Raw genomic sequence first — 23553 nt, 5'->3', positions numbered from 1 at the left:
ATAGGCTCTTCCAATCGGCAAAAGTTCCTTGGTGGGGAGTTGACTCCACCAAAGGAGTCTGTCCCGCCCGGTCATGCGGGACGCTGAGGGCGTAAATCGTGCGTACGCGCAGCCTGCGGGTTTCCGCCGGCGGCGTCGGGAGAGCCAGTGATGCGTGTCGACGGAACGGTGGCGAGCGACGACGAGGGCGGCCGCAGCGGCGGCAACACGGATTTCGGATCCGCCTGGGCACGGGTGAAGCGGCGGCTGCGCGCCGAGTTGGGCGAGGACGTATTCGCCAGCTGGTTCGCCCGTCTGGAACTGGAAGGCGTTGCGGCCGGGACGGCGCGGCTGACGGTGCCAACGCGCTTCCTAAAGAGCTGGATCGAGTCACACTACCTCGATCGGGTGCTCGGCACCTTCAAGGCCGAGGCCGAGGAGATTGCCCGGATCGAGGTCGGCGTGCGCGGCACGGCCGCCCCGGTCCGCGCCGCCGCTGTCGGTGCGGCCAAGGCCGGTCCGGCCAGCGGGCCGCTCGCTCGGCTCCACGCGACCGGAACGCCGGCACCGGTGGCTGCGGTCTCCACGGCCGCCGAGCATCGCGGCGCCGATGCCGGGGGCGACCTCAGCGGCACGCCTCTCGATGCGCGGCTGACCTTCGCGAGCTTCGTCATCGGCCGCTCGAACGCGCTCGCCCACGCCGCCGCCGAGCGGGTCGCCCGGCACCAGGGCGAGGGCGCGCTCTACAACCCGCTCTATCTCCATGCCGGCGTCGGCCTGGGCAAGACCCACCTGCTGCACGGCATCGGCCACGCCGCTCGCGAGGCGGGGCGCCGGGTGATCTATCTGACCGCCGACCGCTTCATGTACGGCTTCGTCAGCGCCCTGAAGACCCAGTCGGCACTGGCCTACAAGGAACGGCTGCGCGGCATCGACCTGCTGATCCTCGACGACGTTCAGTTCATCCAGGGCAAGTCGATCCAGGCGGAGTTCGGCCACACCATCAACGCGCTGATCGATGCCGGCCGGCAGGTCGTCGTCGCTTCGGACCGGCCCCCGACCGAGCTGGAGGCCCTCGACGAACGCGTGCGCTCGCGCCTGGGTGGCGGCCTTGTGGTCGAGATCACCGCCCTCGACGAGGCACTGCGCGTCTCGATCCTCTCGGCGCGACTCGCTGCCGTGCGGGCGGCGCATCCGGGCTTCGATGTGTCGCCGCAGGTGGCGACCTATGTCGCCCGGGCGATCACCGCCAACGGCCGCGACCTCGAAGGCGCGGTCAACCGTCTGCTGGCCCATGCCACGCTCACCGGCGCCGCCGTCACGATGGAGACCGCCGAGAGCGCGATCCGCGACCTCGTGAAGAATCGCGAGCCGAAGCGCATCAAGATCGAGGACATCCAGAAGCTGGTGGCGTCGCGCTACAACGTCTCGCGGTCGGACATCCTTTCGGAGCGGCGCACCGCCGCCGTGGTCAAGCCACGCCAGATCGCCATGTACCTGTCGAAGGTTCTGACCCTGCGCTCGCTTCCCGAGATCGGCCGCCGCTTCGGCGGGCGCGACCACACGACCGTGCTGCACGCGGTGCGCAAGATCGAGAAGCAGATCGGTGAAGATACGGTGCTCGGCGATGAGGTCGAGCTCCTGAAACGCATGCTTCAGGACTAGCCCAAGATTCTCCCGCGCCGGAGCGGCTCTCATCCCGGCGCGGGAGAAGGTGAATCCCTACCTGTTGCGTCTCGATCGGGGACCTTCAGCTAGCAAAGTCATTCGAGCCCCGCCCGCTGTTGCGAGAAACCGCCAAGCTTCCCTCCCGCCCGGGGTGGCACAACCCCTCTGCCCCGTGTCAGACTGGCGCCCAGCGAGTCGGGCGGCTAAGGCCGCGTCGCGACAAGGCAAGAACACGTCTGGGGAGCGCCGATGCCGGAAGCCTTCATCTACGATCACGTCCGCACCCCGCGCGGACGCGGAAAGGCGGATGGTGCCCTGCATGAGGTGACGGCCCTGCGCCTCGCCGAGACGGTCCTTCGGGCGCTCAAGGAGCGGACGGGCCTCGATACCGCGCTGGTGGATGATGTCATCCTGGGCTGCGTCGACCCGGTGGGTGAGGCGGGCGGCGACATCGCCCGCGCCGCGGCCCTGGTGGCCGATTACGGCGATCAGGTCCCCGGCGTGCAGATCAACCGCTTTTGCGCCTCCGGCCTCGATGCGGTGAACTTCGCCGCCGCGCAGGTGATGAGCGGCCAGCACGAGATGGCGGTCGGTGGCGGCGTCGAATCGATGAGCCGGATCGGCATCGGTGCGTCGGGGGGGGCATGGCCGGTCGACCCTGCGATCGCCATCAAGTCGTACTTCATGCCGCAGGGCGTCTCGGCCGACCTGATCGCCACCAAGTACGGCTTCTCACGGGACGATTGCGATTCCTACGCGGTGCGCTCGCAGGCGCGCTCCGCCAAGTCCTGGGCGGACGGTCTGTTCGACGGCTCGGTGGTTCCGGTGCGCGACGTGAACGGCATCACCCTGCTGGACCGTGACGAGCACATGCGCCCGGGTACCGACATGCAGTCGCTGGCCGCGCTGAAGGCCTCCTTCGTGCAGATGGGTCAGATGGGCGGTTTCGACGCGGTTGCGACCGACGCGCACCCCGATGTCGAGACGGTCAACCACGTCCACCACGCCGGCAACTCGTCCGGCATCGTCGATGGGGCAGCAGCGGTGCTGATCGGCTCGAAGGCGGCCGGAGAAGCCGCGGGGCTGCGGCCGCGTGCGCGGATCCGGGCCTTCGCCAATATCGGCTCCGACCCGGCCCTGATGCTGACCGGTCCGGTGGACGTCACCCGGAAGGTGCTGGCCCGGGCCGGAATGAGCCTGTCGGATATCGATCTGTTCGAGGTGAACGAGGCTTTCGCCGCCGTGGTGCTGCGATTCTGCCAGGCCTTCGAACTCGATCCCGAGGTCGTCAATGTCACAGGCGGCGCGATTGCGCTGGGCCATCCGTTGGGCGCCACCGGCGCGATGATCCTCGGGACGGCGCTCGACGAGCTGGAGCGCACTGGCAAGGAGCGCGCGCTGGTCACGCTCTGCATCGGTGCCGGCATGGGTACCGCGACGATCATCGAGCGGATCTGACGATCGGCGCCGCATGGGAGCGGCTCGGGCCCGCTCCCCAAAGTCCGGGAACGCTGCTAGAGGCGCGGGCGACGACTGGGCCGGACTATGCGGGCCGGTCGATAAATCGATGGGAGACAAGCCCTTGAACCGCCTGATCACGACGCTCTGCCTGGGCGTCACTCTGAGCATGCCGCTCGCCGCGCGCGCCGACGACTCGTCGGAGCGCATCGCCGAGGCCACATCGCTCGTGAACAAGACCCTGATCAAAAATCTTCAGACCGGCTTCAACGTCGCACTAGAGAAGACCGTCGCGCCGATGCCGGAGGCGCGCGGCGAAGCCGTCCGCAAGGAACTCACCGACGAGTTCGAAAAGCAGCGCGGCATCATGGTCGAGGGGCTGTCGAAGGAATACGCCCAGAAGTTCACTCTCGCCGAACTAAAGCATCTCGACGAGATCTATTCTGACCCGACCTACCTCAAGTTCCAGACGATGAACGCCGATCCCAATTCCTCGGTGACGGCGATCTCACAGAACTCGGTCACCAAACTGCTCAACATGCTGGCCGTGGCAGCCGCCACCGACAACACGCCCAAGGGCGGCACCCCCCCGGCCCCGCCGCCGGCGGCTCCGCCCGTCCCGGCTCCCAAGTAGATCATGGCGTCCGCGCGCAATCGGCTGGCCTCAGGCCGCGCGCGCGGCCGCTCTCGGGGCGAATCCCTCGACCTGGGGCAGCTCTTCAAGCCTCGGCTTGGCGAAGTGATAGCCCTGTACCAGCGTGATCCCGAGACTGCGCAAAGCGCCGAGTTCCGATGCGGTCTCGATGCCCTCCGCCAGCACCGTGATTCCGAGCGCGCGAGCGATGTCGTTGATTCCCGTGACGATCGCGCGGCGTCCAGGATCGCTGTCGATGCCGCGCAGGAGTTCCATGTCGATCTTGATCAGATCGGGGCGGAAGTTGGCGAGGAGGTTCAGCCCGGCGAAGCCCGCCCCGAAATCGTCGAGGGCCGTCAGGAAGCCCTGCTGGCGATAGGCGGCGACGATGCGTTTGACGTGCTCAATGTCGCGGAACCGCTCCTGCTCGGTGAATTCAAACATGATGCGGCGGTGCGAGAAGTCGACGCGCCGTGCGGCCTCCAGCGAAGCGCGGATACAGGCATTCGGTTCGTAGACCGCGTTCGGCATGAAGTTGATCGAGAGCCGTGTGTCGCTGTCCCGCGGGAACAGGCGCCCGGCGAGTTCGATCGCCTTCACGCGGGCAGCCTGGTCGAACTGATAGCGGGTCTCGTCGGTCACGCGGCTGAGGATCGTGCCGGCCGGCTCCCCGTTGAGGCCGCGCACCAAAGCCTCGTAGGCCCAGACACTTCCGGATCCGACATCGAGGATCGGTTGGAAGGCCATCGTGAAATCGAAGTCGAGAGTGTTGCCGGCGCGGCATGCGCGGCAACCGATGTCCTTCGTCATAAGCGGATTCCGTCGGTGCCCCTCGACGCGCGGATCATGCGCGACGGCACTCAACGCAACCTTAATGCAAGCTCGCCGGCGGATTAACGGCGGTAGCCTGGGAGGACGGCACCATGACGCTGACCGATTTCCGCTTCGAGACCGACGCCGACGGCGTCGCGCTGGCGAACTGGGACATGCCCGGCCGCTCGATGAACGTGATCACCGAAGCGGTGATGGACCAGCTCGAACGGATCATCGAGCAGGTCGCTGCCGACCCCGCGATCAAGGGATGCGTCATCGCCACCGGCAAGGATAATTTCTCCGGCGGGGCCGACCTCACCATGCTCCAGGGTCTCGGCCGCGCCTACGAGACGCTCAAGGTCGAGCAGGGCGAGGAGGTGGCGATGCGCCACTTTTTCGAGGCTTCCCGCCGCCTTTCGCTGCTCTTCCGGCGGCTCGAGACCTGCGGCAAGCCGTTCGCTGCGGCGATCCAGGGCCTGTGCCTGGGGGGCGCCTTCGAACTGGCGCTGTCCTGCCACCATCGGGTCGCCTCGGACGACGCGAAGACCCGTGTCGGGCTTCCGGAGATCAAGGTCGGGCTGTTCCCGGGCGGTGGCGGCACGCAGCGGGTCGCCCGGCTGATGCAGACCGGCGACGCCCTCCAAATGCTGTTCAAGGGCGAGCAGATCCGCGCGCCTATGGCCAAGGGCATGGGCCTGATCCACGCTGTGGCGCCCCAAGCTGAGATCGTCGAGCGCGCCAAGGCGTGGATCCGCGAGGGTGGCTCGGCGGTGGCGCCCTGGGACGTGCCGAATTTCAAAGCGCCGTCCGGGAAGGTCTACTCGCCCGCCGGCATGATGATCTGGCCGCCCGCCAACGCGATCTACCGGCGCGAGACGCACGACAATTACCCGGCCGCCAAGGCGATCCTGGCCTCGGTCTACGAGGGCCTGCAGCTACCCATGGACCTCGCGCTGCGCGTCGAGAGCCGGTACTTCGCCCATATCCTGCGCTCGAAGGAGGCGGCGGCGATGATCCGCACGCTGTTCATCTCCATGGGCGAGCTGAACAAGGGAGCCCGCCGGCCAAAGGAGGTCCCCGCCACCGACCTGCGCCGGGTCGGGGTGATCGGCGCCGGCTTCATGGGCGCCGGCGTTGCCTACGTCTCGGCCCAGGCCGGCCTCGACGTGGTGCTGGTCGACCAGTCGGCGGAGGCCGCCGACAAAGGCAAGGCCTACGCCCACACTCTGATCACCGGCCAGATCAACAAGGGCCGCGCCAAGACAGCAGACCGCGACGCGCTGCTCGCCCGCATCACCGCGACGTCGGACTATGCCGCGCTCGCCGGCTGCGACCTCGTGATCGAGGCGGTGTTCGAGGATCCCAAGGTCAAGGCCGAGGTGATCCAGAAGGTCGAGGCCGTGATCGGCCCCGACGCGATCTTCGCTTCCAACACCTCGACTCTGCCGATCACCGGCCTGGCCAAGAGCTCGCGGCGGCCGGAAAAGTTCGTCGGCATCCATTTCTTCTCGCCGGTGGAGAAGATGATGCTGGTCGAGATCATCAAGGGCGAGGCCACGGGCGAGGCAGCTCTGGCCGCGGCCCTCGATTACGTGCGGCTGATCAAGAAGACCCCGATCGTCGTCAACGACTGTCGCGGCTTCTTCGCCAACCGCTGTGTCGGCGCCTACATCCTCGAAGGGCACAAGATGCTCGCCGAGGGCGTGCCCCCCGCGATGATCGAGAGCGCCGGCCGTCAGGCGGGCATGCCGGTCGGGCCGCTGTCGCTCAACGACGAAGTCGCTCTCGACCTCGTGCTCAAGATCGCCAAGGCGACTGAAGCGCAAGTGGGCGAGGGCGCCGTGGACCCGGCCCAGAAGGCGATCCTGTCCACCATGGTGGAGGGCGAGGGGCGGCTCGGACGGAAGAACCGCAAGGGGTTCTACGATTATCCCGAAGGCGCGCCGAAGCGTCTGTGGCCCGGCCTCGCCACTCTCCAGCCCGACCGGCTCGACTCGGAGTCGGTCGACTTCGCCGAGCTGAAGCAGCGGCTCTTGGTCGTTCAGGCGCTCGAGGCTGCCCGCACCTATGGCGAGGGCGTCGTCACGGATCCGCGCGAGGCCGATGTCGGCTCGATCCTCGGCTTCGGATTCGCCCCCTTCACCGGGGGAGCCCTGTCCTACATCGACTTCATGGGCGCGGCGGCGTTCGTCGAACTCGCCCGCCGGCTCGAGGCCAAGCACGGCCCCCGCTTCCGGGTGCCCGACACCCTCGCCGCCATGGCCGAGCGCGGCGGCACGTTCTACGGCGAGGGGGAGCGCGCCGCTTGATCTGAGGTTGCCGGGCGCCCGATCGCGGTGCCCGGCCTCCGCCGCGACGCGGCGATTGCACCCTCAGGCGGCTCCCGCCATCCGCCCCTTCGCGCCGATCATGCGGGCGAGCAATGCGACGTCGGACACGTTGTCCGAGAGCAGGTCGGTGATGTCGCCGACCTCCAGCGCCTTCACGTGGCGGCAGCGCATCCCGTAGCGGCCGGCCGTGCAGGTGCAGCGCAGTTGCGGACCGCCCGGCCGCTCCTCCAGCACCACCGCGTATCGGTTGCCGGTGGAGCCCCGCATGGCGAAGCTGAGCGCCGTCGGGGCGGCCGGGACGGCGGCGAGCGCCCGGTCGCTGATCACCCCCGGCGCACGGCGGGGGAGGGGCGGCCCACCGGTCACCCGCGTCACTGGCACGCCGATCGCCGCCGCGAGCCCGTGCACGTCCGCGGCTTCGGTCTCGCGCATAGCGGCGAGCGCGATCTCCGCGCAGGCATAGGCGTCCTCGCCGGCGTCATGGTGCTCGAAGCGGATGCCGAGGCGCCGCGCCACCTTGCCGAGGCCGCAGCCCTCCGGCGCCGGGAACACCCGGCGGGCGATCTGGACGGTGCAGAGATACGACAGGGCCGGCACCGGCAAGCCGGCGCGTGCCAACCCCGCCCGCAGTACGCCGATATCGAAGCTCGCATTGTGCGCGAGGATCAATCCGCGCGTCAGGTCGTCCAGATAGGGCGCCATCACGCCGGCGAAGTCCGGCTCGCCCGCCACGTTGGCCGGCAGGATGCCGTGGACCCGGATGTTGCCCGGCGCGAAGCGCATCTCCGGCGGCCGGATCAGGTGGCTCTCCCGCCGCACCACGCGGCCCTCCGCGATCCAGGCGAGTCCCACCGCGCAGGCGCTGTCGCGCCGCTCGTTGGCCGTCTCGAAGTCGAGGGCCAGGACCGTCATCGCGGGTGGACCATGCCGGGAAAGGGTTCTGGAGACGTGGCCCCGGGAGGTCTAGAGCTCGCCGACTCAGGCTTCAACCCTGCCCCACCATCCCCAACCAATCATCTTCCGACACCACCCGGACGCCGTGCTTCTCAGCGTCCTTGAGCTTGGAACCGGCGCCCGGCCCGGCGACCACCAGGTCGGTCTTGGCCGAGACCGAGCCGGACACCTTCGCCCCCAGCCGCTCGGCCACCGCCTTGGCCTCGTTGCGGGTCATCTTCTCCAGGGTGCCGGTGAAGACCACGGTCTTGCCCGCGAAGGCCGAGGCCGCGGCCGGCCGCTCCATCGGCTCGACCTCCACCGCGTCGAGCAGGGCCGTCACGGCGTCGGCGTTGTGCGGCTCGGAGAAGAACAGGATCAACGCCTCGGTCGCCACCGTGCCGATCTCGCCATCGTCGGCGAAGGCCCGGTAGGCATCCCCGGGGCGTTGCCCCGCCGCCCGGCCGATCGCGGCCCGAACCGCTTCCGCGTCGCCGTAATGCTTGAGCAGGTTCTCGCGCTGCACGGCGCTCAGGCGCGCCCGCTCCGTACCGGGGGCCACGCCGTCCTCCGGGTAGCCGAGATCGAGCAGACGGTCACGGGTCGTCCCGCCGACCCGGGGCACCGCGGTCAGCTCCACCCAGTCCGGGCCCGGCTGCATGGTGGCCGCCTCACCGATCGCCGATATGAGTGACGGCATATCGGGAAACCGCTTGGCCAGCGCCTTGGCGGTGGCCTCGCCGATTTGCGGGATCCCCAACGAGAACAGCAGGCGGTTCATCGGGACCCTGCGGCGCGCCTCGACGCCGGCGAGCAGGTTCTTGATCGCCTTGTCGTCCTCCTCGCCCTTCTTCTTGGCCCCCTTCCTGGGCGGATCGGCAGCCCCGGCCTCGGCGCGCCGCTCGGCCGAGAGCGCCTCGCGTCGCGCTACGATGGCAGCCTTCAGCGCGTCGAAATCGAGCCGGAACAGGTCGGCCGGCTGATGCACCAAGCCGGCTTCGAACAGCACCTCGACGTAGGTCTCGCCGAACCCCTCGATGTCGAAGCCATTGCGCGACACGAAGTGCTTCAGCCGCTCGACGCCTTGCGCTGGGCAGATCAGGCCGCCGGTGCAGCGGCGCACCGCGTCGGGGCGGCCGGTACGCGGGTTGACCGCTCGCACGGCGCGGCTGCCGCAAGCCGGGCATGTCTCCGGAAAGGCATAGGGCCTCGAATCCGCCGGGCGCTTGGCGAGGTCGACATCCATTACCTTCGGGATCACGTCGCCGGCCCGGACCACCGTCACGGTGTCCCCGACGCGGATGTCGCGGCCGTCCCGGATCGGCTCGCCATCGGCGCCGACGCCCTTCACGTAGCCCTCGTTGTGCAGGGTCGCGTTGGAGACGACCACGCCGCCCACCGTCACGGGCCTGAGCTTCGCCAGGGGATTGAGCGAGCCGGTGCGGCCGACATTGATGACGATGTCCTCGACCAAAGTCGTCGCCTCCTGGGCGGCGAACTTGTGAGCCAGCGCCCAGCGGGGCGAGCGCGAGACGAAGCCGAGCCGCTTCTGGAGCGCAAGATCGTCGACCTTGTAGACAACGCCGTCGATATCGTAGCCGAGCCCGGCCCGGCCCGCCTCGATAAGGCGGTAATGAGCGAGCATCACCGCCGTGTCGGTGAAAGTCTCGGTGAGCGGGTTCACCGGCAGGCCCCAGGCGGCGAGATGCTGCAGGGCGCCGGATTGCGTCGCGGCGATCGGCTCGGACAGCTCGCCCCAGGCATAGGCGAAGAACCTCAGCGGCCGGGACGCTGTGATCTCCGGGTCGAGCTGGCGCAGGCTGCCGGCGGCGGCATTACGCGGATTCGCGAAGAGCGGCTTGCCGGCCGTTTCCTGGCGCAGATTGATGGCGGCGAAGTCGGCGTGGGACAGGAAGACCTCGCCGCGCACCTCGCAGATCTCCGGCCAGCCCGTACCGGCGAGCCTTGCCGGGATGTCCTTCACGGTCCTGGCGTTGGCCGTGACGTTCTCGCCGACCTCGCCGTCGCCCCGCGTCGCCGCGGTCTCGAGCCGTCCGTTCACGTAGCGCAGCGACAGGGACAGGCCGTCGATCTTGGGCTCGGCCGTGAAGGCGAGCGGCGCCTCCTCGGGCCAGCCGAGGAACCGACGCACCCGGGCCACGAACTCGGCGACCTCGCCCTCGTCGAAGGCGTTGCCCAGCGACAGCATCGGCACCGCATGCCGCACCTTGGCGAATTTCTCCGCGGGCTTGGCGCCCACCGAGGTGCTGGCCGCCCCGGTGCCCGTGAGATCGGGGAACCGGGCCTCGATCGTCTCCAGGCGGCGGCGCAGGCGGTCGTATTCTGCGTCCGAGATCTCGGGGGCGTCCTCCTGGTGGTAGAGCCTGTCCGCCTCCAGGATCGCCTCCGAGAGTTGCGCGTGCTCTGCGCGTGCTTCGTCCGCGGTGAGGTCGAGGTCGGGGGTGTCGGGTTTCGCGGCGGCCATGGCGGCGGTTCTAGCGCATCCCCGGCGCTGCGTGAGCCGCCCGGACCGCAGCATCCCCGCTTCTCTCATCCGCGGGGCGCGAACAGATCGCCGCGGCCGACCATCCGGAACGCGGCCAGGAACGCGGCGGCGACCAGGGCGGCCACCAGAGCCAGCGGCATCAGGGGAGCGAACCAGCCCGCCAGTGCGGTGCCGGCGACCGAGCCGAAATTCATCGCCGCCATGTAGATCTCGAACTGCGTCGCCGCGCCGGCGCGCCCGCGACTGGCCTGGAGGAGGGCCGGCATCAGCGCGACGATCAGCAGCCCCGGGAGCGCGCCGGTGAGGGCGAGGAGCGGGCCCGCGGAACCGACGAATCCGGCTGCGATCAGGCCACCGGCCAGCACGAAGGTGACGGAGCTGGCCAGCAGCAGCGCCCGCATCGGGCGCACGGGCCCGGCCCGGTCCGACCAGAGTCCGACCGCGAAGGCGCCGGCCGTGCCACTCGCGAGCGCCAGCGCCGCCTGGAGGCGCGACAGGGCAGCCGGATCCCAACCGTGCCGCTGGATCAGCTCGACCGAGAAGGGCAGCTCGAACAGGCCGAGGGCGCCGTCGAGGCCGAAGCACAGGGCGAGGAGCCGCAGGGCCGCGGGTCGACGCAGGGCGAGTCCGAGCCGGCGTAGGAAGCGCCGGACGGGCAGACGACGCGGTGCCGGGCCGCGCCGGCCGAAACCGATCAGCGTGTCGGCCGGTGCCTCGCGCACAGCCAGCATCGGCAGGGTCGCGAGCGTCCCGAGAAGCAGCATCCAGACGAGGGTTGCCGCGAGCCCATGGGCCGCGAGCGTCCAGGCGAAGAGGGCGGCGCTGAGGCTCGTGCCGACCACGAATCCTGCCCGCGTGCACGCGCTGACCCGGCCGAGCTCGCCGGCCGGCACGTGATCCATGATCATCCGATCGCAGGCGGTGTCCAGGAGGGACGCAAACAGGCTGTGGGCCAGGAAGGCGAGACCGAGAAGGCCGACGCGTTCGGCGTCGAGCAGCAGCGTGAGGGCGAGCGTCGCGTGGCAGCCGAGGATCGCAATCACCGCGAAGGGCCGGCGCCGGCCCATCCGGAATTCGCCGGCCCGGTCGACCAGCGGACCCCACAGGATCGGCTGAAACGTCCAGGGCAGACCCGCAAGCGCGAAGTGGGTCCCGATCTCGGCTGCCGAGACGCCGCGGGCCGCGAGGTGATTGGCCAGCGCGGTCAGCGAGAACCCTGCGATCAGGCCCTGATAGAGGTAGGTCGCGAAGAAGACGCCGTAGCGGGTGCTCCGCGCCTCGAGACTCGACAGGAACGGTGCGCCGTATCGGGCAGGCGCGAGGGTCGGCGCGCTCAAGCCGGGGCGCCCTTGCCCGGCCGCCGTCTGACGACGATGCTTCTCATCCCGCGCTCACCGGACCCGTCCCCGTGCCGCCTCCCCCCGACTTTGTTAGCCCCTGCCATCCACAGCCGCGAGGCGTCGCGTGAGCGCGGCCACGATCTGGGTTGTCGATCTCGCCCTGTCGGAGCGGCAGCTCGACCGATGCGCCGCGATCCTCGATCCGTCGGAGCGTGATCGTGCCGGGCGCTTCCTGCGGCCGGCGGATCGGGCACGCTACTTGGCGAGCCATGCCGCCCTGCGGCTGATTCTCGGCGAGGAAACGGGTACCGCTCCGGTCGGTATCCGCCTCGCGGCCGGCATGTCCGGCAAGCCGGCGCTCGCCTGCGCGGCGAGCGAGCCCGTCGAATTCAACCTCTCGCATTCGGGGCGCCGTGCCCTGATCGGCATCGCGCGCGGCGCGGCGGTTGGCGTCGATGTCGAAGCGATCCGACCGCTGCCGGACGCGTTGCGAATCGCGCGCGCCCATTTCGCCGCCGACGAGGCCGCCGGACTGGCGGCCCTGCCGCCGCGCGCGATCGAAGCCGCCTTCTTCAGCCTGTGGACCCGCAAGGAAGCCGTGGTGAAGGCCCTGGGCACCGGTCTCGCGCTGCCCCTAGACCGCTTCAGCGTGAGCCTGCCGCCCCTGCCGGCCCGCCTCCTGCGCATGGCGGAGCCCGGCCCCTGGACCCTCGCCGACATCGAGGCCGGTCCCGGCCACGCTGCGACGCTCGCCCTGCGGGCACCGGACGCCGCGATCTGCCGCCGCACCCTCCCGGTCGACTGGCCGGATCGTCTCGGATGAATACGCATTTAAAATCAGATACTTAGGCTATGTCCTGATGGTGCTGCGTCCGGGAACGGACGGAAGTTGGAACACTGTGCTTGCGGCCCGGGACAGGCACGGCTATAAGCCCGCTCGCCGGCCCTGGCGGACACGCAGGCCGGCCTTCGGAGTGTAGCGCAGTCTGGTAGCGCACCACGTTCGGGACGTGGGGGTCGCAGGTTCAAATCCTGCCACTCCGACCAGCTCCTTTGCGGAGCAAAGGTCTTCCCGAGATGTTCTGGAAATTGCGACCGGCGAAGCTCGCACAGGCTTTGGGCCAGCCGGGTTCGTAGCGTTTCCGGCGAAGGCGATGCGGTTCGGCGTGAGCGAGCGCGTCGCGGGCTCCCATCCGGTGAGTCGCCCGAAGGTCGGCGATGCGGCTCCGATCCCCGCGACGGCACGGCCCGCAGCTTGTATGGGGCTTGTCGCATGGCCCCCGAACCGCCAGCCTGTTCCGCCCGCATCGATGCCGCGCCCGCTGCGTGGGCCAGGTTCGCGCGCACCTTCCTGATCGGCGCCACGCTGCTCGGGCTAGTCGTTATCGCCTTCGTGGCAAGCCTCGATCCATACGGCCTGCGCGCGGCGCCCGGGCAGCCGCCCGGTCCGATCATGGATGCGAACCAGCGGCTCTCCTACCCACAGATCGCCCGCGGCGGCCCGTTCGATGCGGCGGTCTTCGGCACCTCGACGGCGCGGCTGCTCGACCCGGAGGCTCTCGACGCCGCCTTCGGCGCCCGCTTTGCCAACCTGGCGGTGAACGCGGCGACGCCGGATGAACAGATGCGTCTCGCCGGGCTGTTCCTCGCGCGACAGCCGGTGCGGGCGATCCTGTTCGGGCTCGATGCGACTTGGTGTGCCGCAGACCCGCCGCCCCGCACCGACAACGCGTTCCCGGATTGGCTCTACGAGACGGGAGCGCCCTGGGGCGTGCTGCGGCAGGTCAGCCTGCGCGCGGTCACGACCGCCGTACAGGCCGGGCTCGCGCGCCTCGGCTGGGCGCGCCAGCGGATCCGCCCCGACGGCTACGCGGTCTTCACCCCGCCCGAGGCGCGCTACGATCCCGGGCGTGCCCGTATCCATATCCGGTCTGGCGCCCTCGATCCGACCGCGCCCGCGGCGCCGCCGGAGGCCCCCATGCCGGCGCTGGCACAGCTCGACACGCTTCTCGGACGCGTCCCTGCGGATGCGCTGAAGCTCGTCGCCTTCATGCCGGTGCACGCGGCGGCCCAAGGCGCGCCCGGGTCGCCGGCCGGGCGGCGCGAGGCGGCCTGCAAGACCCGCGTCGCGGAGATCGGCGCCGGTCGCGGCGCGGTGGTGGTCGATTTCCGGCGGCGCTCGCCGGTCACCACCCAGGACGCGAATTACTGGGACGCGCTGCACTACCGCTTGCCGGTGGCGGCGCGGATCGTAGCGGACCTGAAGGCGGCGGTCGCGTCCGGCGCCGACGATCCGGAGGGCGTCTACCGCGTCTTGACGCACCCCTGACGCGGCGGCCCAGCGCCTTGCATCGCTTCGCCTTCTCCCGAAAGCCGGCGCTCCCCTTCCGGGGCGATCCTCTAGGCCGCCGGCCGCTCGGCCTGCGCCCAGGCCGCGCGCGTGGCGGCGCAATAATCCGCGAACCGCCCCTCCCGGATCGCCGCCCGGGCGCCGGCCATCAGGTCCTGGTAATAGGCGAGGTTGTTCCAGGTGAGCAGCATCATCCCGAGGATCTCGTTCGACCGGACGAGGTGATGCAGATAGGCCCGGGAATAATCCCGCGCGGCGGGGCAGATCGAGGCTTCGTCCAGCGGTGCGGTGTCCTCGGCGTGACGGGCGTTGCGCAGGTTGACCCGGCCGTGGCGGGTATAGGCGAGGCCGTGGCGGCCGGCGCGGGTCGGCATCACGCAGTCGAACATGTCGATGCCGCGGGCGACCGCGCCCAGGATGTCGTCCGGCGTGCCGACGCCCATCAGGTAGCGGGGCTTGGCCTGCGGCAGGTGCGGCTCCACCGTCTCGATCATCGCAAACATCACCGCCTGCGGCTCGCCCACCGCCAGGCCGCCCACCGCGTAGCCCTTCAGGTCCAGGTCGGCCAGCGCGCGCGCGCTCTCGATCCGCAAGGCCGGGACATCGCCGCCCTGGACGATGCCGAACATCGCCCGGCCCGGCTGCTCGCCGAAGGCAACCCGGCAGCGCTCGGCCCAGCGCAGAGACAGGTGCATGGCCTTCTCGATCGCCCCGTGCTCGGCCGGCAGGCGCACGCATTCGTCGAGCTGCATCTGGATGTCGGAGCCGAGCAGCCCCTGGATCTCAATGGAGCGCTCCGGGCTCATGTGGTGGGCGGTGCCGTCGATATGGGAGCGGAAGGTCACGCCCTGCTCGTCGATCTTCCGCAGGGCCGAGAGCGACATCACCTGAAAGCCGCCGGAATCGGTGAGGATCGGCTGGTCCCAGTTCATGAACCGGTGCAGGCCCCCGAGCCGGGCCATCCGCTCCGGGCCCGGGCGCAGCATCAAGTGGTAGGTGTTGCCCAGCACCACGTCGGCGCCGAGGTCGCGCACCTGATCCGGATACATCGCCTTGACGGTGGCGGCCGTGCCCACCGGCATGAAGGCCGGCGTGCGGATGTTTCCGCGCGGGGTGGCGATGGTGCCGGTCCGGGCCGTGCCGTCCTGCGCGTGCAGGGTGAAGCCGAAGCGCTCTGTGTCGGTCATGGTATGTCCGCGCGCGGGGCCGGGAACAGCAGGCTCGCGTCGCCGTAGGAGTAGAAGCGGTAGCCGGTCCGGATCGCGTGCGCATAGGCCGCCCGCATCGTCTCCAGGCCCGAGAAGGCCGAGACCAGCATGAACAGCGTCGAGCGCGGCAGGTGGAAATTCGTCACCAGGGCATCGACCGCGCGGAACCGGTAGCCCGGCGTGATGAAGATGTCGGTCGCGCCCGAGAACGCCGAGAGCGTGCCGTCCGGGGCGGCGGCGCTCTCCAGGAGCCGCAGGGCCGTGGTGCCCACCGCGACGATCCGGCCGCCGGCCGCTCGGGTTGCGTTGAGGGCGGCGGCCGTGTCGGCGTCGAGGATTCCGATCTCGGCGTGCATGCGGTGGCCGTCCGTGTCGTCCGCCTTGACCGGCAGGAAGGTGCCGGCGCCGACATGCAGGGTGACGTGGCAGCGCCGCAGGCCGGCCGCGTCGAGCGCCCCCAGCAGATCCTCGGAGAAGTGCAGTCCGGCCGTCGGTGCCGCCACGGCACCCGGATTTCTTGCGTAGATTGTCTGGTAGTCGGTGGCGTCGCGGCCGTCCGTGGCGCGCTTGCCGGCGATGTAGGGCGGCAGGGGCAGTGCCCCCTCAGCGGCGATGGCGGCGTCGAGCGCCGCGCCGGCCCGGTCGAATTCGAGGACGATCTCGCCGGCCTCGCCCTTCTCCGCCACGGTCGCCCCGAGATCGCCGAAGCGCAGCGCATCGCCGCGGGCGAGCCGCTTGGCCGGGCGGGCGAAGGCGCGCCAACGCGAAGGCGCCTCGCGCAGGTGCAGCATCACCTCGGTGCGCTGGCCCGAAGCGCCGGGACGGGTCCGAACGCCGTTGAGTCGCGCCGGGATCACCCGGGTATCGTTGAACACCAGGGCATCGCCGGCCTGTAGCGCCCCCGGCAGGTCGCGCACGGTCCGGTCGGCCAGCGTCTCGCCGGGGCGCACGACCAGGAGCCGCCCGGCATCGCGCGGCTCGGCCGGGCGCAGGGCGATACAGCTCTCCGGGAGGTCGAAGTCGAACAGGTCCACGCGCATCGCCGGCTGCCTGCACCGAACGGCACGCGCTTTCAACCTCGGAACTGGTCCCCGGCCCCGCCGGTTCTCGCCTCACCGCAGCATGAGAACTCCGAACGATGCCCTGGTACGCCGTGCGCCCACGTGATGTTGCCGATCCCCGCTGGCCGCTGCCCGGTACGCCCGAGATCGTCCTCAAGGCCGACGATCCGGCAAGAGCCCGAGCGAAGTTCGAGGAGGCCTATCCCAGCGAGCCTTTCGGCAGCCCCGCCGTCCCGGTGCCCGGTGCGGGGGCGGGCAGCTTCCACGGGGATGCGGACGCGCTGATCGTGGCCGAGACCGGCGAGCCGGCCGCACCCAGGGATTGATGGCCATGGTTGGAACCGTTCGGCGCCGGCAGATCACCCTGGACGGGCAACTGCTGACCTACTGGGAACGCGAGGCCGCCCGGCTCGACACCCTCGCCGCTGCCACGCGCTTCGCCTGGCAAAGGCGGCGCTACCTGCGCAAAGCGGTCGAGGCGCGCGCAAAGGCCGAGCGCAGCCGCCAGCGCGAAGTGGTCCGCGGACGGGGTCCCGAGCCGACCGACGTTTAGCCGAAGCTAAGATTCATTCGGAGGCGTCGAAGCTTTGCCGTGGCCTTGGGCGCGGTGCATCCCGTATGGGCGCGTCGACTCGTGACCGGCGCATTCCATGGACCGCACCCAAAAAGCAGCCCTGCTCAGTGCCGGTATCGGCTTTGCCGTAACCGCGCTCAAATTCTACGCGGCGTGGCTCACCGGCAGCCTGGCGCTGTATTCCGACGCGCTTGAGAGCATCATCAACGTCGTCGCGGCAATCGGGGCCTTCGTGGCCCTGCGGGTCGCCGCGCGCCCGGCCGACGAGGAACACCCCTACGGCCACCACAAGGCCGAGTTTTTCTCCGCGGTGATCGAAGGCGCGCTGATCATCGTGGCCGCGCTCGTGATCATGCGCGAGGTGTATTTCGGCCTGATCGCCCCCGAGCCCCTCGACGCGCCGGCATTGGGACTGGCCGTCAATTTCGCGGCCGGCGCTATAAACGCCGTCTGGGCCTGCGCGCTGATGCGCTGGGGCAGCCTGTGGCGGTCGCCCGCCCTGATCGCGGACGCCCGCCACGTGTTCGCCGACGTGGTGACCTCCTGCGGCGTGCTCGCCGGCGTCGCCGCCGTCTGGCTGACGGGCTACCCGATCCTCGATCCGGCCGTGGCTGGGCTCGTCGCGCTGAACATCCTGTGGTCAGGCTTCCGGATGGTGCGCGAATCGGTCGACGGCTTGATGGATCGGGCCGCGCCCCCCGAGATGGTCTCCGAGATCCGTGCGCTCATCTCCCGCCACGGGGAGGGGGCGCTGGAAGCCCACGATGTCCGGACTCGCTCGGCCGGGCAGGCGACCTTCATCGACTTCCATCTCGTCGTACCGGGCGCCATGACCGTCGAGGCCTCGCACGCCATCTGCGATCGCCTGGAAACCGCCTTGGAAACCACGATCCCGGGGGCGGTGGTGACCATCCACGTCGAGCCCGGCGAGGAAGCCAAGGCCCGTGGCCTGCCGGTTCTCTGACGCCTGCCGATCCAACGTCGGCGTAGGTCTTCAGCGGCTTCCCCGCCCGCGCCTGTCAGGTTTCAGCGGATCAGCCAGAGCCCGACAAGTGAGAGCGTCGCCGAATAGACGGGACGATGATCCTCATCGGTCACCAGAACCGTATAATTCTGGCGGTCCCCCTCCCTGGGTGCCTCTTCGCGCGCGAGATCGGGGAGAAGGCGCATAGCCTGCGCACGCGCGGCTTCCAGCGTCGCGCATTCCGTGCCGTCCTCGTCGAATTGGATTGTGCCGTCGTGAATATCGAAGAAATAGCGTGCCACGGATGTGCTCGGCGCGTCTAGGGCGGGAGCGCACACCTCTCTCAGGCACTGACAGCCAGAATCGAAGCCAGCGATTATCGATTGTGGGACAATTATCGTCAAGGTATACTAACTTACGTTATTAAGCATCCCATGTTTTCGATCCTGTTTTTCAAGTTGCGGGTTGCGGTTTGAGTGACATGGATTAATTCTTGAGTATCGCCAGCTGGAACGATCAGGGCGCTGGCGGCTGGAAGGGGACATCTTCCGCCTGCTCGACGAGGCAGAGCGCTGTGGTTGCCGTCGCGAACAGTACCGCCGCCATCCTCATCCAGAAGTTGAGCGGCGCTGGCGGCCTGTCGGATGCCGAGCAGGACGGGCTCCGGGGCCTGCCGGTCGCGGTCCGCACAGTGGCTGCGCGGCAGGACATCTTGCGGGATGGCGATGCAACCGGATCCTGCTGCATCCTGCTCGATGGCTGGACGTGCTGCTACCAGATGCTCAACGGGGGCAGGCGTCCGATTCTGGCGATCCACGTTCCCGGGGATCTGCCGGATCTCCAGAGCCTGCACCTGCCCGAGCCGGATTTCGGCATGGTAGCGCTGACGCCGGCGACCCTCGGCTTCGTCCCACATGCGGCCGTCCGCAGGCTGATGGAGGCCTTCCCGAACTTGGCGGCGGCGTTCTGGCGCGAGGCGTTGATCCTCGCGGCGATCCAGCGGGCCTGGATGGCTGGGCTCAGCCGTCGCGATGCCCGCGGACGGCTCGCGCACCTGTGCTGCGAGTTGTACCTGCGGCTCTCCTCGACCGGCCGGACCGATGGACCCGCCATGCCGATGCCGCTCCGGCAGCACGATCTTGCGGATGCGCTTGGGTTGACGCCCGTCCATGTGAACCGGACCCTGAAAGATCTGCGGGACGCCGGATTGATCAGCCTGCACGGCCGCAGGTTGGAGATCCTGGATTGGCTGGGCTTGCGCTTGGCGGCCGAGTTCGATGACCAGTACCTTCATTTGAACAGCGCAGAACATGCCTTCGCCTGAAGGCCAGGGGCGGCGGTAAGGGAGTCTGGCGATTCATCGGACGGCCTGAGTCGGTGCTGGCCATCGGCCCATCGTTACAGGGTCACGACCTGGCCCGGTGTCGCTGAGCCCTCATGAGGCGCGAGAAGCTGCCAGCCGGGCGCCCAAGTCTCGGAAGGTGGCCGCCCGTCGGACGAGGGCGATGGCGGGCGCCCCTGACAACGGATCCACATGTCGGTGACGGGCTGGGCGAACGCACCGTGCGGGCGCGTCAGACCGTCGGCTGGACATACACGTCGCCCTTCCCGCGCAGTAGGAGAAGGGAGACTTGGCGCCCCTTCTTGCGGGGCCTCACGTGCTGACGCGGACGATCCTGATCCCGATGCGTGGATCCCGCAGGCTGCCAAAAGCGGGACCGGACCGCTCCGGCGACTTCTCCGACTTCACGCTCTCCCGCTCGGGGTGAGGTGGCGCGTCGCGGCTTGCCCGGGTCGAAGTGGCAATACCAAAGGGCGGCCACGCGGGGGCGGGGCCTGACCGGCGATCGAGCCATCGCGGGAAAGCCTCTCGTCCCCGCTCAGCTCCAGGCGTGGAAGGGCGGGGCGACCCCGTTCAGCGCGTGATTGCCGATGATGGCGTATTTCCAGCGCACCGGGTCGTGCAGGGTGTGCGTGCGGGCATTGCGCCAGTGCCGGTCGAGATTCTCGGCCGCCAGGGTGGAGCGGGTGCCCGACAGCTCGAACAGCTTGTTGGCCGCCGCAAGCGCGACTTCGGTGGTCAGCACCTTCGCCTCGGCCACAGCGAGCTGCGCTGCCGCAACGTTCTCCGCGCTCGGGTGCGTGATCGCCTCGTCGAGGGCGAGGCCGGCCCGGTCCAGCAGCGCTTCGGCCGCATGCTGGCGGAGGGTCAGGTCGCCGATCGCCTGGATCGTGTAGGGATCGTCGGAAGCCCGTTCCAGTCCACTGTCGATCCAGGGCCTCGACTTCTCGCGCACGAACCGGATCGTGTCGTCGAGGGCCTCGCGGCCGATGCCGGCATCGATGGCTGCCTGGATGATCTGGAACACGGCGCCGTCCGAGCGGGTCTGCTCGTAGCCCTTCCAGGCCGGAACGAGGTGGGTCTTCTCCACCCGGACGTCCTCGATCAGCACCGTGCCGCTCGCGGTGCCGCGCTGGCCGAAGCTGGACCAGTCGTCGATCACCGTCAGCCCCGGCGCGTCCCGCTCGGCGATCGCGTACCAGGCGCGCCCTTCGGCATCGAGGGCGACGATCGGTACGAGATGGGCGAGGAGCGCCCCCGTCGCGTAGAACTTCTGTCCGCGCACCAGCACGTGGTCGCCGTGATCGGTGAACCGCGTCTCGAAATCGGCCGCGCGCTTGGTCCCCCGTTCGGAGAACGCGTTGCCAAACCGGGTGCCGCGCAGGACCTCCCCGAACAGGAACCGCTTCTGCGGCTCATCCGATACGGTCCGGATCGCCGCCACGATGCCGAGGTGATTCTGGGCGATCTGCCCGATCGCCGGATCGGCCGCCGAGATGATCGCGATCACCCGTGCGAGGGTCCGATAGGAGACCTCCGCGCCGCCATAGGCCCGGGGGATGTTGATCGACCACAGGCCGTTCTGGGAGAAGGCGTCGAGTTCCTTCAGAGGCCGGGCATGGCTCCGGTCGCGCTCCGAGGCGCCGGCACGGAATTCGACGGCCAGCCGGCGCGCCACGTCGAGGGCCTCGGTATCGTCGCGGATCACGCGAGCCGGGGAGGGCGGCCGGTCGGGGCCGGGAACTCCCCGCGGTTGCGGGGTCTCGAAGGTACGCGCATCGACGGCGATGTTCATGGCTCACTCCGGAAGGGTCGAGGATCTCGGTCGGGTGGCGCCGGTCAGGCCGCCACAGCACGCTTCTCGCGCGCGGCCTCCAAGGCGCGGACCCGCGGAATCACCTCGGCGCCGAAATACGCGACCTCCTCCTGGACGTGCAGGAACGCCAGCAGCGCGAGATCCGCGCCGGCATCCTTGAGCGCCAGGATCCGCTCGGCGATCTGCTCCGGTGTGCCAATCAGATCGGTCTTGAAGCCGTCGTTGTACTGGACGAGGTCGTTGAAGCTCGACCTCGCCCAATTGCCCTCGCCCTCCGGGGACGCTTTGCCGGCGTTCTTCACCTCGTGGCCAAAAGCCTTCACGGCGTCCGGATCGGCGTGGTCGATGATGTCCTGGAGGACCGCGCGAGCCTCTTCCTCCGTGTCCCGCGCGATCACGAAGGCGTTGACGCCGATCCGCGGCCGGTTGCCGCTCTCGGGCGCTTTGGCGCGGATATCGTCGACCTGCGCGCGGATGTTCTCGGGCGTGTCGCCGTTCGTGAAGTACCAATCGGAGACGCGGGCCGCCATGTCGCGCGCCGCCCGGGACGAGCCGCCCTGGAAGATCTCCGGCAGCGGTTCGGCCGGCTTCGGCTTCAGGGTGTAGTCGCTGTAGCGGTAGAAATCGCCCCGGAAGGTGAAGTTGTCCTGCGTCCAGATCCCCCGGAGGCTGCGGATGAACTCTTCTGAGCGCCGGTAGCGCTCATCATGGTCGAGCCAGGGTTCCCCGATCGCCCGGAACTCGCCGGAGAACCAGCCCGAGACGATGTTGACGGCGATGCGGCCCCCGGTGAGCTGCGAAATCGTGGCGATCTGCTTGGCCGCCAGCGTCGGGTTCCAGGGCCCGGGCAGGATCGCCGCGATGACCTTGAGCCGGGAGGTCGCGGCGAGCAGCGCGTGGCTGAAGGCGACCGATTCGTGCTGGTACTCGGCGCCGTAACCCGCGGTGAAACGGATCTGCGTCAGCGCATAATCGAAGCCGGCTTCCTCAGCGACCTGCGCGAGGCGTCGGTTGTAGTCGGCGTCCCAGCTCGTGCGCTGCGGAATTTTGCTGATCACGAGGCCACCCGAGACGTTGGGCACCCAGTACGCGAAGCGAATCGGATTAGGCGACGTTTCTTCGGCGAACCGCACGGTCATGGCGCGCACCCTCAATCGAACGGAGCCGTTGCTCCGCGTCATCTTCGAATGATCGCCGCAAACTGAATACACGATGCAGACAAGGGCGACCGCTCAGGAACACGCAAAATATTCCGGCGGGATCGCTGTCGGTCAAAGGAATGCATTGCCGTTTTACAGGCTGGTCAGGCGGTATTCTTCCGTGAGGCCGCACACCCGGCGCGGCTTCGTTCTAAGGCGCACCGGTCCCGTCCGAATCGTACAGGCGTCGGTAGGCGAACACGCCGAATACGCCGATCAGGCAAGCGGCGAGGGCGAACCACGTGAAGGCGTATTGCAGGTGGTTGTTCGGCAGATCGACCTTCAGCTGGCCGCCGCGCGGCCACGTGGTCTGGCCCGGCACCGCGTCGGACTCGATCAGGTAGGGGGCAGCATCGGTGATCCCGCGGGCCGCCGCGATGCCGGCGACATCGCGGTTGAACCATTCGCCCCGCGCCGGGTCCGGCTCCGGCACGAACATCCCGCGGGCCTCGCTGGCACGGAGAACGCCGGTGACCGTGGTCGGGCCCTCGATCAACCCGTCCCGGCGATCGGATTGTTCCTTCAGTTCCGTCGGCACGAAGCCGCGATTGATCAGCGCCGTGCCGCCGTCCTCGCGAAGCAGCGGCGTGATGACGTAGTAGCCCTGGAGCGCGCGACCCGGCGTCTCGCCCGCAGCAAGGCCGTGGACCAGAGTCTCGCGGTCGTTGAGGAAGCGTCCGGAGACGCGGACGTGGCGGAACTCGTCGCGCCCGGCATCCCACGCGTCGGGCGCAGGCGGCGCCACCGGCTCGGCCTTGGTCTGCCGCACGATGCGGTCGATCAGGTCTTCCTTCCAGGCCTTGCGCTCGATCTGCCAGATTCCGAGTCCCAAGAGGATCGCGAGGGCGATCAGGGTGGCAAGAGCCGGCGCGATGAGATCCCGCCACGCGGCCGCACGCGGATCGGCAACGCTCACTGTTCGAAGCGCCCCTGCTCGGCCTTGTTGCTGTACTGGAGGGCAATCAGCATGCCCTTGAGCGGCCGGACCAGCATCAGGCTCAGGCCGACCGACAGCGTCCCCGCGACGAGGGCGTGCACCCAGATCGGCGGCTCGTAGGTAACCTCGAGCCACAGGGCGAGGCCGACCACGATCAGCCCGACGATCGACATCACGAAGAACGCCGGCCCGTCGGCCGAATCGAAGTTCGCATAGTCGAGGCCGCAGGCCTCGCAGGACGGGCGCAGCGTCAGGTAACCCTTGAACAGGTGGCCCTCGCCGCAACGCGGACACCGGCCGCGCAGACCCGTGGGGATCGGCGGCGGTGGCGAATAGGTTCGTTGGTCCACGTGCACACTCCAGACCGGCCCGGGGAGCCACATTCGCGCAACGCCCCGGCCGCGTGCAGGATATGGTGTCCCGCGCCGGACCGGGCACGAA

21 protein-coding genes and 1 tRNA gene are annotated in these 23553 nt (G+C 69.4%); 11 read left to right on the top strand and 11 right to left on the bottom strand.

Going from position 1 to position 23553, the window contains the following annotated elements:
• The first annotated feature begins 150 nt into the window (after nucleotides 1–150).
• The 3 genes from dnaA to Q8W67_RS02445 all read left to right on the top strand — a co-directional run bounded on the left by dnaA (nucleotide 151) and on the right by Q8W67_RS02445 (nucleotide 3739).
• Complete coding sequence (gene dnaA, locus Q8W67_RS02455; protein WP_305540175.1) at nucleotides 151–1644, top strand: chromosomal replication initiator protein DnaA; 1494 nt, start codon at nucleotides 151–153, stop codon at nucleotides 1642–1644.
• Nucleotides 1645–1896: 252 nt separating this feature from the next.
• Nucleotides 1897–3105 (top strand): acetyl-CoA C-acetyltransferase, encoded by a 1209-nt coding sequence (locus Q8W67_RS02450; RefSeq protein WP_305540172.1) that lies wholly within the window; start codon nucleotides 1897–1899, stop codon nucleotides 3103–3105.
• Between the two features lie 124 nt (nucleotides 3106–3229).
• Entirely contained in the window at nucleotides 3230–3739 is a 510-nt protein-coding gene (locus Q8W67_RS02445) for a hypothetical protein (protein ID WP_305540169.1), read from the top strand.
• 30 nt (nucleotides 3740–3769) lie between these two features.
• Here the strand turns inward: Q8W67_RS02445 and Q8W67_RS02440 are convergent, their stop codons facing one another.
• Nucleotides 3770–4549, bottom strand: a complete 780-nt coding sequence (locus Q8W67_RS02440) for an EAL domain-containing protein (RefSeq protein WP_305540166.1) — start codon at nucleotides 4547–4549, stop codon at nucleotides 3770–3772.
• A gap of 113 nt (nucleotides 4550–4662) precedes the next feature.
• On the opposite strand from Q8W67_RS02440, the gene Q8W67_RS02435 reads away from it, so the two are divergent.
• On the top strand, nucleotides 4663–6861 hold the full coding sequence (locus Q8W67_RS02435; protein ID WP_305540163.1) for a 3-hydroxyacyl-CoA dehydrogenase NAD-binding domain-containing protein: 2199 nt from the start codon (nucleotides 4663–4665) through the stop codon (nucleotides 6859–6861).
• 63 nt (nucleotides 6862–6924) lie between these two features.
• On the opposite strand, the gene Q8W67_RS02430 is transcribed toward Q8W67_RS02435, so the two are convergent.
• From Q8W67_RS02430 to Q8W67_RS02420, 3 genes are all read right to left on the bottom strand, one after another.
• Nucleotides 6925–7794 carry a 3'-5' exonuclease gene (locus tag Q8W67_RS02430; RefSeq protein WP_305540160.1) on the bottom strand — a complete coding sequence of 290 codons (870 nt, stop codon included), beginning with the start codon at nucleotides 7792–7794 and terminating at the stop codon, nucleotides 6925–6927.
• Nucleotides 7795–7867: 73 nt separating this feature from the next.
• Complete coding sequence (gene ligA, locus Q8W67_RS02425; protein WP_305540157.1) at nucleotides 7868–10300, bottom strand: NAD-dependent DNA ligase LigA; 2433 nt, start codon at nucleotides 10298–10300, stop codon at nucleotides 7868–7870.
• 65 nt (nucleotides 10301–10365) lie between these two features.
• Nucleotides 10366–11658 (bottom strand): MFS transporter, encoded by a 1293-nt coding sequence (locus Q8W67_RS02420; RefSeq protein WP_305540154.1) that lies wholly within the window; start codon nucleotides 11656–11658, stop codon nucleotides 10366–10368.
• Between the two features lie 127 nt (nucleotides 11659–11785).
• Here Q8W67_RS02420 and Q8W67_RS02415 point away from each other — a divergent pair, with 127 nt between their 5' ends.
• The 3 genes from Q8W67_RS02415 to Q8W67_RS02405 all read left to right on the top strand — a co-directional run bounded on the left by Q8W67_RS02415 (nucleotide 11786) and on the right by Q8W67_RS02405 (nucleotide 13990).
• Entirely contained in the window at nucleotides 11786–12484 is a 699-nt protein-coding gene (locus tag Q8W67_RS02415; RefSeq protein WP_305540151.1) for a 4'-phosphopantetheinyl transferase superfamily protein, read from the top strand.
• 147 nt (nucleotides 12485–12631) lie between these two features.
• Nucleotides 12632–12708, top strand: a tRNA-Pro gene (locus Q8W67_RS02410).
• Nucleotides 12709–12934: 226 nt separating this feature from the next.
• Nucleotides 12935–13990 (top strand): hypothetical protein, encoded by a 1056-nt coding sequence (locus Q8W67_RS02405; protein ID WP_305540148.1) that lies wholly within the window; start codon nucleotides 12935–12937, stop codon nucleotides 13988–13990.
• 71 nt (nucleotides 13991–14061) lie between these two features.
• On the opposite strand, the gene tgt is transcribed toward Q8W67_RS02405, so the two are convergent.
• Nucleotides 14062–15198, bottom strand: coding sequence for a tRNA guanosine(34) transglycosylase Tgt (tgt, locus tag Q8W67_RS02400; protein WP_305540145.1), 1137 nt, complete (start codon nucleotides 15196–15198; stop codon nucleotides 14062–14064).
• Nucleotides 15195–16259, bottom strand: a complete 1065-nt coding sequence (gene queA / locus Q8W67_RS02395) for a tRNA preQ1(34) S-adenosylmethionine ribosyltransferase-isomerase QueA (RefSeq protein WP_305540142.1) — start codon at nucleotides 16257–16259, stop codon at nucleotides 15195–15197. Before queA ends, tgt begins: the two co-directional genes overlap by 4 nt.
• A 98-nt stretch (nucleotides 16260–16357) precedes the next feature.
• Between queA and Q8W67_RS02390 the strand changes: the two genes are divergently transcribed.
• The 3 genes from Q8W67_RS02390 to Q8W67_RS02380 all read left to right on the top strand — a co-directional run bounded on the left by Q8W67_RS02390 (nucleotide 16358) and on the right by Q8W67_RS02380 (nucleotide 17818).
• Entirely contained in the window at nucleotides 16358–16606 is a 249-nt protein-coding gene (locus Q8W67_RS02390) for a hypothetical protein (RefSeq protein ID WP_305540139.1), read from the top strand.
• A gap of 5 nt (nucleotides 16607–16611) precedes the next feature.
• Nucleotides 16612–16833: a hypothetical protein gene (locus tag Q8W67_RS02385; RefSeq protein ID WP_305540136.1), complete on the top strand. Its 222-nt coding sequence runs from the start codon at nucleotides 16612–16614 to the stop codon at nucleotides 16831–16833.
• A 97-nt stretch (nucleotides 16834–16930) separates the two neighbouring features.
• Nucleotides 16931–17818 (top strand): cation diffusion facilitator family transporter, encoded by an 888-nt coding sequence (locus Q8W67_RS02380; RefSeq protein ID WP_305540134.1) that lies wholly within the window; start codon nucleotides 16931–16933, stop codon nucleotides 17816–17818.
• 62 nt (nucleotides 17819–17880) lie between these two features.
• On the opposite strand, the gene Q8W67_RS02375 is transcribed toward Q8W67_RS02380, so the two are convergent.
• Nucleotides 17881–18120 (bottom strand): hypothetical protein, encoded by a 240-nt coding sequence (locus Q8W67_RS02375; protein WP_305540131.1) that lies wholly within the window; start codon nucleotides 18118–18120, stop codon nucleotides 17881–17883.
• Between the two features lie 272 nt (nucleotides 18121–18392).
• Between Q8W67_RS02375 and Q8W67_RS02370 the strand changes: the two genes are divergently transcribed.
• Nucleotides 18393–19142, top strand: coding sequence for a Crp/Fnr family transcriptional regulator (locus tag Q8W67_RS02370; protein WP_305540127.1), 750 nt, complete (start codon nucleotides 18393–18395; stop codon nucleotides 19140–19142).
• Between the two features lie 556 nt (nucleotides 19143–19698).
• Here the strand turns inward: Q8W67_RS02370 and Q8W67_RS02365 are convergent.
• The 4 genes from Q8W67_RS02365 to Q8W67_RS02350 all read right to left on the bottom strand — a co-directional run bounded on the left by Q8W67_RS02365 (nucleotide 19699) and on the right by Q8W67_RS02350 (nucleotide 23495).
• A complete protein-coding gene (locus Q8W67_RS02365) occupies nucleotides 19699–20955 on the bottom strand; it encodes an SfnB family sulfur acquisition oxidoreductase (RefSeq protein ID WP_305540124.1) in 1257 nt (418 codons plus the stop codon).
• A 44-nt stretch (nucleotides 20956–20999) separates the two neighbouring features.
• A complete protein-coding gene (gene sfnG, locus Q8W67_RS02360; RefSeq protein ID WP_305540120.1) occupies nucleotides 21000–22115 on the bottom strand; it encodes a dimethylsulfone monooxygenase SfnG in 1116 nt (371 codons plus the stop codon).
• A 211-nt stretch (nucleotides 22116–22326) separates the two neighbouring features.
• The gene (locus Q8W67_RS02355) at nucleotides 22327–23091 is read right to left on the bottom strand and encodes an SURF1 family protein (RefSeq protein ID WP_305540118.1); all 765 of its coding nucleotides are present in this window, start codon (nucleotides 23089–23091) and stop codon (nucleotides 22327–22329) included.
• The gene (locus Q8W67_RS02350; RefSeq protein WP_370693798.1) at nucleotides 23088–23495 is read right to left on the bottom strand and encodes a DUF983 domain-containing protein; all 408 of its coding nucleotides are present in this window, start codon (nucleotides 23493–23495) and stop codon (nucleotides 23088–23090) included. Before Q8W67_RS02350 ends, Q8W67_RS02355 begins: the two co-directional genes overlap by 4 nt.
• Nucleotides 23496–23553 lie beyond the last annotated feature (58 nt).

It is taken from the genome of Methylobacterium sp. NEAU K (assembly GCF_030700285.1).
Classification (GTDB): Bacteria; Pseudomonadota; Alphaproteobacteria; order Rhizobiales; family Beijerinckiaceae; genus Methylobacterium.
This window is presented reverse-complemented; position numbering and strand designations above follow the sequence as displayed.